Source organism: Lachnoclostridium sp. Marseille-P6806, from assembly GCF_964238185.1.
Lineage (GTDB): Bacteria > Bacillota > Clostridia > Lachnospirales > Lachnospiraceae > Brotaphodocola.
On the sequence record NZ_CAXSLG010000001.1, the window covers coordinates 285,258 to 302,753 of the forward strand.

Here is a 17,496-nt window from a genome sequence, read left to right on the forward strand (position 1 = left end):
TTATCTCACCGCCAGTCTGTTTATTTGTGTCGCCAGATATCCGGCGCCATATCCATTATCTATGTTTACTACAGAAATTCCATTTGCACAGGAATTAATCATAGTCAAAAGAGCGGACAGCCCATGAAAGCTTGCCCCATATCCTACAGATGTGGGAACTGCTATCACAGGGCAGTCTGCCAGTCCTGCAATCACCGTCCCCAAAGCGCCCTCCATTCCAGCTGCTGCAATAATGCAGTTGGCCTGTTCCAGTCTGTGGCGCTGCGCAAGAAGCCGATGAATTCCTGCCACTCCTACATCATAAATCCGATCTACCCGACATCCGAAATACTCAGCTGTCTGAGCTGCCTCTTCTGCTACCGGAATGTCAGCCGTTCCCCCAGTACAGACAGCAATCAGTCCCTGCTTCTGCTTTTCTTTTTTCTCTGCCTTTAAAATTCTGGAAATCGGATCATAAACCACCTCTGGAAGGATCCTGTGAACCAGCTCATACTGCTCTGGTGTTGCCCTGGTTCCCAGTACCTCTCCGTCCCGTTCCCACAGCTTCCGAAATATTTCCGCCAGATAAGCATCTGGCTTGCCCTGACAAAATACTGTTTCCCCAAAGCCGGAACGCAGCTTCCTGTGATGATCCAGCTTCGCATAGCCCAGCTCCTCATAAGGCAGATCTTTCAGCAGGCGCTCTGCCTCATCTATTGTTATCTGTCCGTTTTTTACCTGCAAAAGCAATGCTCCTACATCCATTTATCCTTCCTCCCATAGGTTTATGATTCTGCTGCACAGTCGTTCCAGTAAAGGTTCCGAATGACTTACAACCAGCAGACCGATTTCCCTCTCTGAAACCTCTTTTATCAAAAAATTCCATATCTGGCTCTGGGTAATCAGATCCAGCATCGTACTGATTTCATCTGCCAGAAGAAATTTCGTTTTTTCTCCCAGGGCCCGGGCAATGCAGAATCGCTGCAGCTCTCCGCCGGACAATTCTGCCGGATATCGGTTCAGCCAATCCCGTTCAATTCCAAGTCCCTCCACAATCCGTTCCGGAATCCGATCCCCTTCACAAAGAACCTCTCTCATTTTCAGCCGGGGATTCACAGACAGCTCCGGATGCTGCCAGATCATCTGCACCGGGCAGTAGCCCTGAAAGGTTTCCAGCGGCCTGCCGTCCAAAAACACACTTCCCTGATCCGGTCTCTGATATCCTGCCAGAATCTTACAAAAGGTGGTCTTTCCAAAACCGCTGGGAGCAATCAGCCCCACTCGCTCCTTACTGTCAATTTCCAGACTCACATTATTTAAAATTTCCCGGTTTCCCTTTTGATACCGGAAAGAAATACCGCTGGCCTCTAGCTTCATACTCTGTCTCCTTTTCCCTGTTCGCCATTCTCTTCTGCTCTTTTCTTCAGCCTTCCTGTTTCCCCCTCTTTTTTCTGCTCCGCCCTTCTGGTTTTATCTTCCTTTACTGAGCCTTCCTGCACCGTACCTTTCCCTTCCTCAGGTTTCGGTAAGGCACCTCCTGTCTGCAGGCTTCCTCAAACCAGGGGCATCTGGGACCATAGGGACAGCCCTCCGGCATAGCTTCCACATAGGGCTGAGTTCCTGGAGAAGCAGAAAATCCATGATCTGGCATAGCCCGATAAAGTGCCTTGCTGTAAGGGTGACGCAAACATTCCTCTGACGAAAAATCTCCGGCTGTCGCCTCCTCCAGATTCGTTCCCGCATAAAATACTACAATCCGATCTGCTGTCTCTGCCGCCAGCTCCAGATCATGAGTAATCACCAGCACTCCGGCTCCCCCATCGGCAATTTCCCGAAAATGTCCCATAACCCGCCGCGCTGCATCCATATGGAGCCCTGGTGTCGGCTCATCTGCAATCACCAGCCGCGGTTCCTCCTGCACAGCTGTGGCAATGAGAACGCGCCGCGTCATTCCTCCGGACAGTTCAAAGGGATATCTCTCCTCTGTCTCTGGCCCCAGACCGTACCGTCCCAGCACACGACGACATTTTTCACGGCTTTCTGAATCTCTTTTCCCCTTTCTCACCTGCTCTCCCGCCCTCATCAGAGGATCCAGGTAAGACACACTCTGGGGAACCAGCACAATCTCCCTGCCCCTCAGCTTTTTCAAACGCTTTTCCGTCAGCGCCTCTCCCCTATAACGAATATCGCCCTTCCAGCTTCCATTGTAAGGCAAAAGCCCCATGACCGCATGAGCCAGGAGACTTTTTCCGGAACCGCTGGAACCAACCACAGCTACCATTTCTCCGGAATGAACACTCAGACTTAAATCCCGGATCGGCACGATGTTTTTTTGACGCCAGCCCCGTTCATACTGAAGAAAGGAAACCTCCAGATGTTCCACCTCCAGCAGAGGACTGCTCCCTGCCTTCTCCATGTCATTTTCCCTGTTTTCCATCATTTTCCTTCCTCCCTTCTCATCACTCCGTTACTTCTGCGCCTGTCCCGGATCCAGCAGACCAGATACTGCCTGCCCCACTGCATGAAACATCAGAACCACTGCCACAAGCAAAAGCCCCGGAAACAGCGCCAGCCACCAGCGTCCCATAGACAGATATTTCATGCTTTCCGAGAGAATCACGCCGATTGCCGGCTGTTCTGGAGGAAGACCAAAGCCCAGAAAGGTAATGCTGGCTTCGTGAAGAATGGCGTGAGGAAATAAAAGTACCGTTCCCACCAGCATCTGTGGAATCAGGTGGGGCATCAAATGCTTTCCGGCCAGATACCAAGGTCCCTTTCCCAGCCTGCGGGCAATCTGTACATACTGGCTGGAAACAACCTGCAGAGCCTCTGCCCGCAGAAGACGGGCAAGGGAGGTCCAGTGCGTCAGAGAAATTCCAATAATGACACCGCGAAAGCCTTTTCCGGCTCCATAAGAAATCAGCACCAGCAAAAGAATATGAGGAATTCCCAGAACCAGATCAATCAGTCCGCCAATCACGCTGTCTGCTGCCTTTCCAAGAACCGCTGCACCCAGTCCCAGGGCCAGGGCTATAAGCGAGCTGATTCCCGCCGTTACCGCCCCGAGGCGGATACTTAAAGACAGGCCTGCTATTGTTCTTACAAACATATCCCGCCCCATCCAGTCTGTCCCAAAGGGATATTGAAGGCAGGGAGCCAGATTTTTTCTGGAAAAATCCACTGCCAGAGCTTCCTCCTGCCAACACCAGCCCCCCAGGGCTATGCCCCCCAAAAGCAGCAGACAAACTGCAGACAGGATCATCATAAGCTGCCTCCGGTTTCCTGATAATACACTGCTTTTTTTCGTTTTCTTCATGTCCTTCCTTCCCCGCTGCCTCTTTATTTTTTTTCCGCCATCCGCGGATCCACTGCTGCATACAGCAGATCGGCTGCAAGATTACCTGCAAACACAATCACCGCACTGATAAGAGTAATTCCCAGCAGCAGCGGAACATCTCCGCCCAGCCCCGCCGTTACTGCCGCCTGTCCCAGCCCTGGATAGGAAAATACCTGCTCCACAAGCACAGAACCGCCAAATATTTCACTGATAGAGGCAAACTGCAGAGTCATTGCCGGCAGAAGAATATTTCGAACTCCGTGCTGAACAAGAATCCGAAAATCTGACTCTCCTCTCGCTCTTGCAAACATTACATAATCGCTCTCCATAACCTGAATCATTTTTTCTCTTGTATGAAGAGCAATATTGGAAATCCCTGTAACTGACAAAGTTAAAACCGGAAGAACAGCATGAATCAGCCGATCCTGGATTGTTACTCCGGCCGTCTCCACGCCAATCGGCACACTCAGCCCAATCGGAAGCCATTTCAGCCACACAGCAAATACCATTAAAAATACCAGAGCCAGCCAAAAGGACGGTGTGCTGGCTGTTACAAGGGCATACCCGGAAATAATCCTGTCTGCAGCACTTCCCCGCCGGAATCCGGCGGCAATTCCCAGAAGAAATCCCACCAGGCCAGACAGAAGCCAGGCCGCTGCCATAAGCCACAGAGAGTTTGCCAGCTTTGTCTGAATGACTTCCATCACCGGACGGCGGTACAGCAGAGACATTCCCCAGTCGCCGCAAAGCAAATCTCCAAACCAGGAAAGGAAACGCTTCACCGGCGGAGTCCCTACTCCCCAGTATTCCTGAAGCTTTGCAATCTGTTCCTGGCTCATACTTCCAAGAGCCGCCTGCCCTATATTGGCTGAAAGAGGATCCAGAGGAGATATGGATACCAGCCAGAAGGTAGCAGCGCTGACCAGAAAAAGAAGCACTGCCATACGTATGCATTTTTTTCCTGCAAAAATGAAAAAACTCCTTCCTTTTTTGCTGCTTTCCATATGATGCTCCTCCTTCTCTCTGCTTTCTGCTTCTTTTCTGTCTCAGCTTTGTTTTCCAGTTACTCTGTTTTCCAGCTCCACTGATCTACATTATTTACAATCGACCAGCCATGACCATGGGGATGCAGCTTCTGCTCTGCCACCTGAAGATTTTCTTTTGCCCAGTAAAGATGATCAATATTAACCAGCCAGATCCAGGGGATATCTCCATCCTGGGTAATCCCTGTCCTTCCGTCCCACTGTGCCTTTTTCCACAGTTCATAGGATTCCTCCAGATCGCTGCAGCTCATAGCCTCATCCATATAACGATCAACATTCTCATTGGCATAGGGAGAATATCCTGCCAGCGCCTTTCCCGGAGCTGTGTGATAAATATTATAAAGCTCCATCGGAGTATGCGCTCCCCAGCCCCACATCAGCGGCTCACTCTGAGCTCTGTCATAGGCCTCATCCCAGCCAACGCCCTCAATGGTTACTTCAATGCCGATTCCTTTCAACTGGTTTGCTGTATCTGCTGCCAAAGCCTGACGCACCGAATCACTGGCCGGATACAGCAGCGGGAAGGCTGCCCGCACTCCGTTCTTTTCCCGAATCCCGTCTGCGCCGGTTTTCCATCCTGCCTTATCTAAAAGTTCTGCCGCCGTTTCTGGATCATAGGCGGTCTGAGACATTCCATTGTACCAGGGCATTTTGTCACAGACACTGTAAGCCGGACTTCCATATCCACTCAGTACATGCTCAATCATTGCATCCCGGTCAATGGCAAGATTAATGGCTCTTCGAACATTCACATCACTGGTAAAGTCATTGCCTATAGGAAGTCCGTCCTCTCCCGACACCTCTGCCCCTTCTTTCCGGGAAATGGCAGGAAGATTGAAGCCACGATTGTCCACCGTTGCAAAGCTTAAAAGCTCAAAGCCATCTATCTTCTGTTCTGCATAAGGCGCTGCCGTATAAGCCAGATCTACCTGTCCGGACTGGGCTGCAGCAAAGGCCGCATCCTCCTCCATAAACAGAATTGTCACCTTTTTCATTTTCGGTGCCTCTCCATAATAATCCGGATTGGCTTCCAGAATTACCTGCTGTCCTTTATCCCACTGCTTCAGCACATACCGGCCGGAGCCTATGGGATTTTCCCCATAATCCGGACCGTAGGCATGCTCTGGCACAATTCCCACGATCGCCATCGTGTAAGGCCAGATCGAATAGGGGCGGTTCATATGGAACACCACCGTGTCTCCATCTACTGCCTCTGCCTCCTTCAGCATCGTAAAATCATTGACGGAGCTGGTATCTCTCAGTGTATTGTAGGTAAAAGCCACATCTTCTGCTGTCAGCATCTCCCCATCTGTAAATTTCACATCATCACGAATATCTACAGTCCAAGTCAGCCCATCCTCGCTGGCCTCCATGGTTTTAGCCAAATCATAATCGATCTTCAAATCTGAGGTTGTTACAGTCAGCGTACTCTGAATCAGAGGCTCATGGACATGTTCTCCAGCTCCCCATCCATATGCCGGGTCAAAGCCTGCCTCTGGCTCTGAGGTGGGTCCCATCACTACAATAACATCTTCGCGGTTTTCCTGAACCGAACTGCTTTCTCCCTGAAGAATGTCAGCCTGACCGCTCTCTCCCTGTAAAACATTGGCCTCCTTCTGGCCACACCCTGTTGTCACTGCCGCTGCCATCAGCACAGCAAGCACCGGAATTTTTTTCTTCATCTTCTTTTCTCCTTTAATTTTCTATTCCTATGAAATCAAAACAGCCAGGAAAGATAAACGCGCTCCTTGGGAACACCTGTCACCTTCCTGGCTTTCTATTATCATAAGTCTTTCAAATAAGTTTTCATAATCCGGCGCTTCTGCACCCTCTGACCGCTTGTGCTGTCTTTTTTTAAGTATAATCGAAACCGTGTCTTCCGTCAAGACAGCTTTGCGCAAACGTTTGGGTAATTTTTGAGTAAACTTTTCCTGATTTTTATCAAACTTTTCTCAAAGCTCTCTTCTGCCCTCGCTTTGATCTTCCCGCAGAATTACTCCCTCCTCTGGCTTTCCAGATTCCAGGTTTTTTCCACAATATAAACCGGTCGATCCTTCAGCTCGCTGAACAAAATTGCAATATATTCTCCGATGATTCCTACAATCACAAACAGCATAGCAAACATAAAACAAATCAGAATTACAATGGTTGCATAGCCGCTGGGAGCCCCCTGTCTGGTACAGAGCGTGTAAATCATGACTGCCACCCCTAAGAGGGCCGCAAAAATCCCGGCATAAATTCCCAGTTTCAGGGGCAGGTTAGAAAAACACATAATCGTATTAATGGAAAAGGCAAGCAGCTTTTGAATACTGTATTTGCTCTCTCCGGCTACCCGATCGTGAGCCTCATACTCGATGCGGGCCTTTTGAAACCCGATGTTCTGCACATATCCTCTGAGAAACCGGATTTTCTCCCGATAGCTGGTCCGCAGCACATCAGCCGCCTGTCTGGAAACTGCAAAAAAATCCGATGCATTTACTTCAAATTTCACATCTGAAAGCGCATTGATGACGGCATAAAATCCTGCTGATGTAATATTCTTCAGAAGCCCCGCAGACGTATTTCTGGTTCTTACCATACTGATCACGCCGCAGCCCTGCTCCAGCTTTTCTACAATCTTTGGCAGACACTCCGGCGGATGCTGCAGATCCGCGTCCATGCAGACCACCCCGTCCCCGGATGCCCGATCCACACCGGCAATCATGGCTGCCTCATGTCCGAAATTTCTGGAAAAAGAAATCACCTTCACTCTGGAATTTTCTTCTGCCATTTTTTCCAGAATAGAAAGGCTCCTGTCTCTGCTTCCGTCATCTACAAACAGCAGCTCATAATCCCAGGGCAGACTTTCCAGAATCGGCCTGGTGGTCTCATAAAACGCCGGCAGCGCCTGTTCCTCATTATATACAGACACTACCACGGAAAGCACTTTTTTCATAGCTTCACTCCTGCCTACACTTCTTCGTCGAACACCTGAATCTGAATGGTGGAATGGGAGGGCACCCGTTTTTCCTTTGGAGGCAGAGTCATGTAATCTCCGTAAACCCAGGTCAGCACATCATGCCAGTATTTCGAGGCCATAAGCTTTGTATCGCAGAAGTCCAACTCTACCAGCTCCTCGCACCACTCCTTTTTCAGAGTCACATACAGATAATCCGGCTGATAATTACTGTAATACCGCAGATTGCTGCGTCCCTTTTTGTCTTTCTTTGCCACAAGCTGCTGAAGCCGGAACAAAAAATGCATGGGAATCAGCCTTCCCACAGTAGAACAGCACCCTACCGCCAGCTTATGGAAGGGACTGTATTTCTGATAATCCAGATGATATCTGTGCCCCATAGACAAAGCGTAAACTGCCTTATGCATCAGAAGTGTCAGCGCCGCTCCTCCCTTACTCTGAGGCAGTTCATCAATAATAAACAGATCGACCCACAGATGATTCAGCTTGCCTTCATAAAACTCCATCTCCTCTGTATTCTCATGGGTCCGGCTGTTTTTGTAAATAATTCTTGCCGTAAAATCAAAAAATACGCGGCCCTTCTGAAAGCTCCAGGGCATGATCAGCTCCATGGTATCCGGCAATTCCCGGCGCACTACCTTTAAAAACGCCTCATAATGATTTCTGGTAAATGCCACATCAGCATCATCGTCCCAGGGAATAAAGCCCTGGTGGCGCACAGCGCCCAGAAGCGTTCCGCCGTCTAACATATACTGAATTTTATATTTCCGGCAAATCCGGTCAATTTCCTTTAATATTTTTAGATTGGTCTCATGGACCCTGGTCAGATCGTATTCCATTCTTTTCCTCTTTTCCGCCGTCCGCACCGCCCTCCGGCGGACTCGTCCGTGCCGTTTCCCTTAAATCATCAGTCAGACCGCTCCTGTTTGATTCCTTATGAAAGGTTTACCGCCTCAAGAATTGTTTTGGCCATATAGTCAATCATTTCATCGCTCATACCCGGATATACTCCAACCCAGAAGGTATCCTGCATGATCTGATCTGCCACATGCAGATCTCCCACAATCCGGTATCCCTTCTTTTCTGCCCGCATCTGATCAAAGCAAGGATGCTTGGTCAGGTTTCCGGCAAACAGCATTCTCGTCTGGACACCCTTGTCCTCCAGATACTGAACCACCTGGTTTCTGTCAACACCGTCCCGGCAGGTAATCAAAAATCCGAACCAGCTGGGCCGTGAATTTTCACATGGCTCCGGAAGAATCAGTCTGCCCTCAGCCCCTGTGAGAGCTGCCTTCAGCCGGTCAAAATTGTGACGTCTGCGCTCTACAAAGCCCGGGAATTTATCCAGCTGAGCGCAGCCAACTGCCGCCTGCAGATCGGTTGCCTTTAAATTGTATCCAAAATGAGAGTATACATATTTGTGATCATACCCAAGAGGCAGCTCTCCGTACTGACGATCAAACCGGTGTCCGCAGAGATTGTCCCGTCCGGACGGACACACGCAGTCTCTTCCCCAATCACGGAAAGAGCGGATAATTCTGTTTAACAGCGGATTGTCTGTATAAACAGCGCCGCCCTCTCCCATAGTCATATGGTGAGGCGGATAAAAGCTGGAGGTTCCTATGTCGCCGACAGTTCCCGTAAACCGCTCTTCTCCGTCTATGGTATAGCGGCTTCCCAGAGCATCACAGTTATCCTCAACCAACCACAGCCCATGTCTGTCACAGAAATCCTTAACAGCCTTTAAATCAAAGGGATTTCCCAGAGTATGGGCAATCATCACTGCTTTTGTCTTTTCTGAAAGAGCTGCCTCCAGCTGGGTCACATCAATATTGTACTGGGGAATAGTCACATCCACAAATACCGGCACTGCCCCATACTGAATCATAGGCGTCACTGTGGTGGGAAATCCTGCAGCCACGGTAATCACCTCATCGCCCGGCCGTACCTGCCGCTCCTTGAGCAGAGGAGAGGTCAGAGCCATAAAGGCCACCAGATTGGCAGAAGAACCGGAATTGACCAGAGAACAATAACGGACTCCCAGATATTTTGCCAGCTTCTCTTCAAATTCATCGGTGTACCGCCCTGCTGTAAGCCAGAATTCCAGGGCACTGTCTACCAGATTTACCATTTCTTTTTCATCGTACACCCGGGATGCATAAGGAATTCTGTCTCCCGGCTCATAAGGCTTCTTATTCTCCAAATGATATTTTCTGCAGTAATCGGCAACCAGATCCAGAATCTGCTGACGGTCCTGCTCCTGTGATTTTTCCATATTTCTTCTCCGTTTCTATATAAACTTTCTTTTTTATTCCTGGCAACTATTCAGGACGGCGGGAGATCTGGCAGAAAAATTCTTGTAAAGCTTGCTTGTAAAGGAATTTTCCTGCCCTTAGACAGCTTTAATATTCCAGAATCTGTCGATCCGTCACTTTCTGCAGCTCCTGCCCCTCCAGGTATGCCTTAGACCATTCCACCGTCTTATCAAGCGCTTCCCGGATATGCCACCGGGGCCGCCATCCAAAAACGTGTTTGATTTTGGAACAGTCCAGTTTCAGGAAATTCGCTTCGTGGGGACCGTTCTCCGACTGATTCTCCCACGCTGCCCCGTCTCCCCAAAGTTCACAGAACATAGTCACCAGCTGGCCTGTGGTTACACAGTCACAGTCATCCGGTCCCACATTATAATATCCCTGGAATGCAGGATCCTCATACTGCTTCTGGGCAATCTGCAGGTATACAAACAGAGGCTCTAAAACATGCTGGAAGGGGCGGGTAGAATAAGGATTGCGCACCCCAATCTGTTTTCCCGCTTCCATCGCCCGAACACAGTCCGGAATAATCCGGTCATTGGCAAAATCACCGCCGCCAATCACATTGCCTGCTCTGGCTGTTGAGATGGCGCAGTCCCGTTCCTGGAAAAAGGACTTCTGGTAGCTGTGTGTCACCAGCTCCGAGCAGGATTTACTGTTAGAATAGGGATCATATCCGTCTAAGGGATCACACTCCCGGTAGCCATACTCCCACTCTCTGTTTTCATAAACCTTATCTGTCGTTACGTTAAGAACTGACTTCACAGAGGGAGTCAGACGCACGCACTCCAGCAGATTCACTGTTCCCATTACATTGGTTTCATAAGTATACACAGGCTCTCTGTAGGAATCCCGCACAATCGGCTGAGCTGCCAGATGAAGCACGATCTCCGGTTCTGTCTCCTCAAAAACCTTACGCAGCTGCGCCAGATCCCGTACATCGCCAATCACTGATGTCATTCCTGATGCCTCCATATCAAGAAGCCCGTACACTGACGGTTCTGTCGGCGGATTCAGGGAATATCCCGTAACCTTCGCCCCAGCCAGCATGAGAATCCTGCAAAGCCATGTTCCCTTAAATCCCGTATGGCCTGTTACCAGTACCCTTTTTCCGGCATAAAACTTTCTGCATTCTTCCAGATTATACCTCATCTTTTTTTCGCCTTCTTCCCGTCCGTTTTTTATTTCCAGATTTTCCAGGGCGCATTTCCTGACTGCCAGAGCGCCTCCAGCTTCTTCATTTCCCTTTGAGTATCCATACACTGCCAGAACCCGTCATGATAATAGGACATCAGCTGTCCCTCCTCTGCCAGCATCTGCATGGGACCCTGTTCAAAAATAGTAGTATCGTCCTTCAGGTATCCAAAAATTTCGGGATTCAGCACCATAAAGCCGCCGTTAATCACCGCGCCGTCATTGGCAGATTTTTCCCGGAAAGCATGAATCACATTGTCAGAGCCAATATCAAGGACTCCCTTCTGCTGTCCGATATTAACCGTGGTAATGGTCGCAATCTTTCCATGACTCTTGTGAAACTCCACCAGACCGTTTAAATCCACATTACATACCCCGTCTCCGTAGGTCAGCATAAAGGGCTCGTCTCCGATATACTGCTGAATCCGCTTCACCCTTCCTCCTGTCATGGTATACAGTCCCGTATCCACCAGAGTTACCTTCCACGGCTCTGAATAATTGTTCAGCACCTCCATCTGGTTGTTGGCCAAATCAAAGGTCACATCTGAGGTGTGAAGAAAATAATCTGCAAAATATTCTTTTACCACATACTGCTTATATCCAAGGCAGATCACAAATTCGTGAAATCCGAACTCAGAATAGTATTTCATAATGTGCCATAAAATCGGCCGCCCGCCAATCTCAATCATGGGCTTTGGCTTTAAATGACTTTCCTCACTGATTCTCGTTCCCAGCCCTCCGGCCAGAATTACAACCTTCATATTCTCTCCTCCGTTACTCCGCCTTCATCTCCAGCAGCAGCGCCAGTCTGGTAGTTCCTCTTTTTTCAAGTGCATTGGGCACATAAAAATTCGTCTCAAACCGAAGCATTACCGGCTCATAAGGGTCTGCCTTTATGGTTACTTCTTTTGTATTGGTATCAAAATTAATATATTCCCGGCCTTCTCCATTTACATAAACCGTCAGCCACTGATCCTCTGTCAGATCTCTGGGATAGTGGAAGGTCAGGTTAATCTCTCCGGTGCTTCCGGCCATCACCTGCACCTGCGCCCGCTCGTCAATCCATCCGTCATCGTAAAAGCCGTAAATAGGACGGCACTTCATGGTTTTCACCACATGGGTGATATCCTGATACCGGTTGTTGGCCGGATCCTCCTGAATCACCAGCATGTCATCTGTTACCAGACCAATATCCCGCACATCGTCAATGTGGACGATTTTCACACAGTCCTTCCGGCGCTGGCGGTCAAACACACGGAAGAAATGCTCTTCCGTAAACTCTTCCATTTCAAAATAATCCCCGATGATATACAGGGTTTTCCCGAAAATCTCATCTCCGTACTGGCCGTAGGTTTCCTCTGCCAGAGAATTGTAATGCTCCTGATCTGCCCAGTAATAGAGATTCGGGAACAGTCCCCGGTAATAATTTTCCACCGGCAGCATCAGTACTACATAAGCCGTAAACATAGCCAGGAAGGGAATTCCCTGCATCCAGTGTCCTCTCTGGGCTTCTCCGTCAATCAAAACACCGTACATCCAGGATAAAAACAGCAGGGCAGCGCCGTAAGACACATATACCCACCGCATTTCCACACGGATTGTTACGCTGGAGCAGACAATGCAGGCGCCGATAAACGCCACAAAGAGAAAGGCCGTCTGCAGATAACGGACACAGTTTTTTCTCAGCTGAATCAGCTTTAACAGAAAAGCCAGCACCAGAAGTAGAAGCATAAAATCCGCTACGCCAATGAGAATCATAATGCCCATAGGCGCTTCCCGGAAATTCTGTCCGTTTAAATGCTCCGGTCCCGCATTGATTCCAAACAGATAGGCAATCTGGCTCAGAACAAAATGAAGCACAGAAGCAGGGGACATGGTATCCACCACATCTGTACCGCCGGTTCCCGGCGGTGAAATGGTTCCAATGCTGATAAAACGCAGAAGCTGAACAAGAAGAAATCCCCCGGCAGGAGCTGCCCACAGCTTCCAGTCCTTTGTTTTCTTAAACAGCAGTACAAAGAAAAACAGCGGAAGCAGAACCATATAGCGTTCATGAACCAGACACACAGCCACATAGGTAACTGCTGCCAGGTAGAGGCGCTTTTCCTCTCTGCCATCCTCCTCATTCAAATATCCATAGAGCAGATATAAAATCACCAGAGCCATCCAGAGGGCCATGGACTCCATCAGTCCCAGAATCTGTCCAATCTGATAATAAGACATTCTGGAGGACAGAAAAATCACAGCGCAAAGCACTCCCACATAGATAGAGTGACTGAAGCGCCGGGACATTCTGTAAAGAGTGTAGGCGATCCCCACATTCAAAATAATATTAAAGGGCACATACCAGTTAATATGAATCCCGAACAGAGCCATCTCAATCCAGGAAACCAGGTTGTACAAAACCCGAAACCGGGTGCCTCCCATTGTAAATACTGCATCCCAGAAGGACTGATCATTGTAGCAGTACCACTGGTAAAGGTCATCCATATAAAGACATTCCAGCTTCATGTGGCGGTTAATAAAAAAAGCAAAGCCGGTCAGCATAAGAATAATAATTACTTCCATTTTCCAGAATGCAGCCCGCCTCATCCAGCCAGATTCCAGCTGTTTTGAGCCTTTCATTTTCGTATATTCAGACTTTTTTTCCATGTTCTCCTGAATCTCCTGTATCAATTTCTTTCTTCCTGTTTCACTCCGGTTACTGGTACGCCCTGTAGGCTTTCCTGTAAAACCACATAATCACCCGAACAACCGGCTCCGGCCAGATTTTCCGAAACATGGCCTCTTCCTCCTGTGCTCTTCTGTGATTTTCTATACACTCCTTGGTTGTCGCTCCGCTGTGAATCCGATAGCTGATCAAAGGCTTCTCCTCACAGATAAAACGTCCCGGCCTTTCGGCCAGCTTCCACATGGTATCCCAGTCCAGCGCAAATTTATAGGGAGAGTCAAACAGCGGTTCCCCCAGGGCCTCCTTATCATACGTACAGGACGGGCAGATAATGGGATTTCCCAGAATTAGAGGCAGACGCTTTATCCAGGTTCTGTCTGCCAGACCATGGAACCGCAGCGGCACCCGCAGCAAATGCTTCACAAACTGAACCATCCCCGGATTCACCGGATCCGAATTACGGAGAATTCCGCAGTCTGTTGTAAAAACCGTTGTATCCGGATACTGCTCCCAGCACTCCTGCACATACTTTCCGTAATTCTTATGATAACAGTCATCCTGATGGGCAATCGTCACCAGTCTTGTTTTTGCCTTGCTGTAGGCAAAATTCCAGTCTGCCTGAATATCACTTTCCCCGTCCCGCACATAAAGAGGCAGACCAAAAATCTCAGCCATAGCCTGAATATATTTGCTTGGCGTGGAGGTACACAGAATAATCTCTGACGGCACAGACTGCCGCTTCAGGGATCTGATACACTCCTCCAGCCAGGGAGAATCTTTATAAGCGCAGATCGCATATGTGTGACTCAGCATAAAAAACTCCTTCATTCTAAATAACAGCTCCGCCATGTTTCCCGTCCGCTGGATACAGACAAGAAACTCCATGGCCCAACGGCTGCATTTCTTATAACAACGTTCCGGTGCTTCTGTTTAGAAAAACCGCTCCTCCAGCATCAGGCAAAGAACATGATAGATAGGCAGATGCAGTTCCTGAATCTTAAAGGTTTCTCTCTCCGGCACAATCACAGCCACATCGGCCCTCTGTCCCAGACGTCCTCCATCTTTTCCCGTAAGCCCAATGACCTTCAGCCCCTTCGCCTTAGCCACCGTCACCGCGTAATCCACATTGCTGGAATTGCCGGAAGTAGATATCCCCAGAAATACATCTCCTGGCGCACCGTATCCACACAGCTGCTGGGCAAGAATCATTTCTCCGTCCACATCATTTAAAAACGCTGTAGACAGTCCCGGATGCCCGGTCAGGGCAATCGCCGGAAGACTTCCCTGGAGACCTTCTGCCAGTTTTCTTCCCTGTTCCCCGCCGATTTCCTCCATTCGCCGGCGCAGCTCTTCCGGAAGCCTGCGGCTTTTTATAAAGCCCTTCATCAGCTCTCCTACAATATGCTCTGCATCTGCGCAGCTTCCGCCGTTTCCGCCTACCAGAAGCTTACCGCCGCCTGCATAGCACTCCTCCATCATTCTGTAGGCGTCAAGAAGCTGCCCGCGGACAGCTTCCAGACAGGGGTATCGCAAAAACAGCTCATCAAAAATCTCCTGCTGCTTTTCTGTCAGTTCTGTCATCATATCTGCATCCTCCAAAATCAGTCTGACTGCTGTCTCCAGATCCTCTGCATAAAAATCAAAAGGCTTTTCTCTCTGAGCCTGGATTTTCTCTGCCTCAGCTCTTCCGTATCCGGTTCCCACCAGCACAGTTCTCACTCCGTAATTTCGTCCGGCCTCTGTGTCAATCAGCTTATCTCCAATCATCCAGGAGCTTTTCCGATCTACATCAAACAGAGCCTCCGCCTGCTCAAACATACCTGTTCCCGGTTTTCTGCAGAGGCAATTCTTTTTATAATCTCCGATTCCATGCTCCGGATGGTGAGGACAGTAAAAAAATGCGTCAATTTCCGCCCCATCTGCCGCCAGAATTTCATTCATATACCGGTGAAGAGTATCCACATCCGCTTCTTTATAGTATCCGCGGGCCACCCCCGCCTGGTTCGTTACCACAACAAGCTTATAGCCAGCCTCTTTCAGTCTCCGAAGAGCCTCCGGCACTCCGGGAAGCAGCTGCAGATCCTCCGGCCTGTGAAGGTAATTTACCTCCGCATTCAGTGTTCCGTCCCGATCCAGAAATATTACTTTTTCCATTGTCTTTTCATCCTCAGAGTGCAAAATGATAATCTCCATTGGGAAGATGCACCTTTACGCTGCTGTAATCCCAGCGGTTCTCATCTGCGATCCACGCCTGAGCGCCCCGCAGTTCAAAATTCCAGTCTGTCAGCTGGCCGCCTACCAGCTCCATCCGCGCTGCCACCTTATGCTTTACATTGTAGGGGCAGTACATCAGCAAATATCCTCCTCCGCCGGCGCCTAACAGCTTTCCGCCCAAAGCGCCCGCCTTCAAAGCTTCTTCATAAAGCTCATCAATCTGCGGATTAGTGATCTTGCTGCTCATCCGCTTCTTACTCTGCCAGCCATAATCCAGCAGCTTTCCAAAGCTGTGAAGATTTCCCCTTAAAAGCTCGTCCTTCATAGCATAGGCCAGGGCTTTTACCTCACACATGGCGTCAAAGGCATCCTTTTTCTCATAATTCTGAACCTGATCCTGGATAATATTCGCTGACACATGAATATTTCCCGTGTAGCAGAGAAGCAGATTATACTGAAGCTCATGAATAATATCCTTTTTGATTCGCAGAGGATTTACCACGACATTATTCCGACCATGGAATTCAATAAAATTAAAACCGCCAAAGGTAGCTGCATACTGATCCTGATAGCCTCCTGCAATCTTCAGATCCTCCCGCTCTACCTGATAGGCCAGGTCTGCCAGACGATAGCCGTCCATTTCCACGCCCTTCCACCGGGCCATAGCAATCAGAAGCGCCACCATCACCGTAGAAGAAGTACCCAGGCCCGATCCGGGAGGAGCATCACACTGCAGATAAACCTCACAGCCCCGGTCAATCTCCATAGCCTTCAAGGCTGCCTTTACCAGATCCAGCTTGCCGTCATAAACAAAATTTTCTCTGGTATTGTACTTTACCGTCATATCAAAGTCCAGAGAATGAACAATAATCTGATCATCCTCTCTGGGAACGATTGAGCAATAGGCGTACTTATTGATCGTACTTCCGATAATCGCTCCCCCCTGTTCCACACAGAAAGGCGCCACGTCCGTACCGCCGCCGCCAAAGCTGACCCGCAAAGGAGCCCGTCCTCTGATTACCATACAACAACTCCTTTCTGGACATCTTCAATAAACTGATAGTATGCCTCGGGAATCCCGATATCAATAAAATATCCGTCGTGAACAAAACCGCCCAGCCTTCTGTTTTCCTTCAGCCAGCGGGGAATCATCTCATTTTCCAGAGAAACCTTTCCCTCCGGAATCTCCTCAAGCAGCTTTCTTGTCATCAGATAAATTCCCCCATTGATAGAGCCGGGTCTTGCCTCTGCCGTTTTTTCATTAAAGCCAGTCAGACGCCCCTCTGTCAGCACAGCTTCCCCGTACCGGGAAATATCCGGCACCTGGCGAAGCACCAGGGCCATGTCTAACTCCTCCTTCTCCTGGAGAGCTGTCAAACGGCTGTAATCAATCTGATAAAAGGTATCTGCATTGAGAACAAAAAACCGATCCTCTGTTACAAATCTGCCCGCATTTTTGATGGCTCCCGCTGTCCCTAACAGCTCCTCCTCGTAGGCATAATGAACCGTCAGCGGCGTTCCGTCCGGCGCCGCAAAATTCCTTCCATCCTGGAAATACTCCTCTACCATGGTTCCCTTATATCCAACTGCAAAAATAATATCTGTCACGCCGTATCTGGACAGTTCGTGGACTACATACTCCATAAACGGCCTGTTTTCAATCAGCGCCATGGGCTTAGGCCGATCGCTTACTACGCTGCGAAGCCGCGTTCCCAGACCGCCTGCCAGTAAAATCGCCTGCATTTTTTCCTCCTGTCCTGCCCGTTTTCTAAAAGGGCAGAAAACTCCAT

16 protein-coding genes and 1 pseudogene are annotated in these 17,496 nt (G+C 49.2%); all 17 read right to left on the reverse strand.

Going from position 1 to position 17,496, the window contains the following annotated elements:
• The gene (larB, locus tag ACESON_RS01295; RefSeq protein WP_177959463.1) at positions 1 to 744 is read right to left on the reverse strand and encodes a nickel pincer cofactor biosynthesis protein LarB; all 744 of its coding nucleotides are present in this window, start codon (positions 742 to 744) and stop codon (positions 1 to 3) included.
• Positions 745 to 1,356, reverse strand: a complete 612-nt coding sequence (locus ACESON_RS01300) for an ATP-binding cassette domain-containing protein (protein WP_177959464.1) — start codon at positions 1,354 to 1,356, stop codon at positions 745 to 747.
• 103 nt (positions 1,357 to 1,459) lie between these two features.
• Positions 1,460 to 2,419: an ABC transporter ATP-binding protein gene (locus tag ACESON_RS01305; RefSeq protein WP_373108118.1), complete on the reverse strand. Its 960-nt coding sequence runs from the start codon at positions 2,417 to 2,419 to the stop codon at positions 1,460 to 1,462.
• A gap of 27 nt (positions 2,420 to 2,446) precedes the next feature.
• Positions 2,447 to 3,295, reverse strand: a complete 849-nt coding sequence (locus tag ACESON_RS01310) for an ABC transporter permease (RefSeq protein ID WP_373108120.1) — start codon at positions 3,293 to 3,295, stop codon at positions 2,447 to 2,449.
• Positions 3,296 to 3,318: 23 nt separating this feature from the next.
• The gene (locus ACESON_RS01315; protein ID WP_373108122.1) at positions 3,319 to 4,320 is read right to left on the reverse strand and encodes an ABC transporter permease; all 1,002 of its coding nucleotides are present in this window, start codon (positions 4,318 to 4,320) and stop codon (positions 3,319 to 3,321) included.
• A 59-nt stretch (positions 4,321 to 4,379) separates the two neighbouring features.
• Positions 4,380 to 6,041, reverse strand: coding sequence for an ABC transporter substrate-binding protein (locus ACESON_RS01320; RefSeq protein ID WP_373108125.1), 1,662 nt, complete (start codon positions 6,039 to 6,041; stop codon positions 4,380 to 4,382).
• 311 nt (positions 6,042 to 6,352) lie between these two features.
• On the reverse strand, positions 6,353 to 7,294 hold the full coding sequence (locus tag ACESON_RS01325) for a glycosyltransferase (protein ID WP_177959467.1): 942 nt from the start codon (positions 7,292 to 7,294) through the stop codon (positions 6,353 to 6,355).
• Positions 7,295 to 7,308: 14 nt separating this feature from the next.
• Entirely contained in the window at positions 7,309 to 8,154 is an 846-nt protein-coding gene (locus ACESON_RS01330) for a phosphorylcholine transferase LicD (RefSeq protein WP_373108128.1), read from the reverse strand.
• 95 nt (positions 8,155 to 8,249) lie between these two features.
• Complete coding sequence (rfbH, locus tag ACESON_RS01335; protein ID WP_373108130.1) at positions 8,250 to 9,590, reverse strand: lipopolysaccharide biosynthesis protein RfbH; 1,341 nt, start codon at positions 9,588 to 9,590, stop codon at positions 8,250 to 8,252.
• A 127-nt stretch (positions 9,591 to 9,717) separates the two neighbouring features.
• Complete coding sequence (gene rfbG / locus ACESON_RS01340) at positions 9,718 to 10,779, reverse strand: CDP-glucose 4,6-dehydratase (RefSeq protein WP_373108131.1); 1,062 nt, start codon at positions 10,777 to 10,779, stop codon at positions 9,718 to 9,720.
• A 29-nt stretch (positions 10,780 to 10,808) separates the two neighbouring features.
• The gene (gene rfbF / locus ACESON_RS01345) at positions 10,809 to 11,582 is read right to left on the reverse strand and encodes a glucose-1-phosphate cytidylyltransferase (RefSeq protein ID WP_177959471.1); all 774 of its coding nucleotides are present in this window, start codon (positions 11,580 to 11,582) and stop codon (positions 10,809 to 10,811) included.
• A gap of 13 nt (positions 11,583 to 11,595) precedes the next feature.
• A complete protein-coding gene (locus ACESON_RS01350) occupies positions 11,596 to 13,473 on the reverse strand; it encodes a hypothetical protein (protein WP_177959472.1) in 1,878 nt (625 codons plus the stop codon).
• 49 nt (positions 13,474 to 13,522) lie between these two features.
• Positions 13,523 to 14,305, reverse strand: a complete 783-nt coding sequence (locus ACESON_RS01355; RefSeq protein ID WP_373108135.1) for a glycosyltransferase family A protein — start codon at positions 14,303 to 14,305, stop codon at positions 13,523 to 13,525.
• 117 nt (positions 14,306 to 14,422) lie between these two features.
• A complete protein-coding gene (locus ACESON_RS01360; RefSeq protein WP_177959497.1) occupies positions 14,423 to 15,073 on the reverse strand; it encodes an SIS domain-containing protein in 651 nt (216 codons plus the stop codon).
• 12 nt (positions 15,074 to 15,085) lie between these two features.
• Positions 15,086 to 15,646: pseudogene (gmhB, locus tag ACESON_RS01365) on the reverse strand (D-glycero-beta-D-manno-heptose 1,7-bisphosphate 7-phosphatase); the annotation flags it as partial.
• A 13-nt stretch (positions 15,647 to 15,659) separates the two neighbouring features.
• Entirely contained in the window at positions 15,660 to 16,730 is a 1,071-nt protein-coding gene (locus ACESON_RS01370; protein ID WP_177959474.1) for a GHMP kinase, read from the reverse strand.
• Complete coding sequence (locus ACESON_RS01375) at positions 16,724 to 17,449, reverse strand: nucleotidyltransferase family protein (RefSeq protein WP_373108138.1); 726 nt, start codon at positions 17,447 to 17,449, stop codon at positions 16,724 to 16,726. The genes ACESON_RS01370 and ACESON_RS01375 overlap by 7 nt, the downstream gene beginning before the upstream one ends.
• Positions 17,450 to 17,496 lie beyond the last annotated feature (47 nt).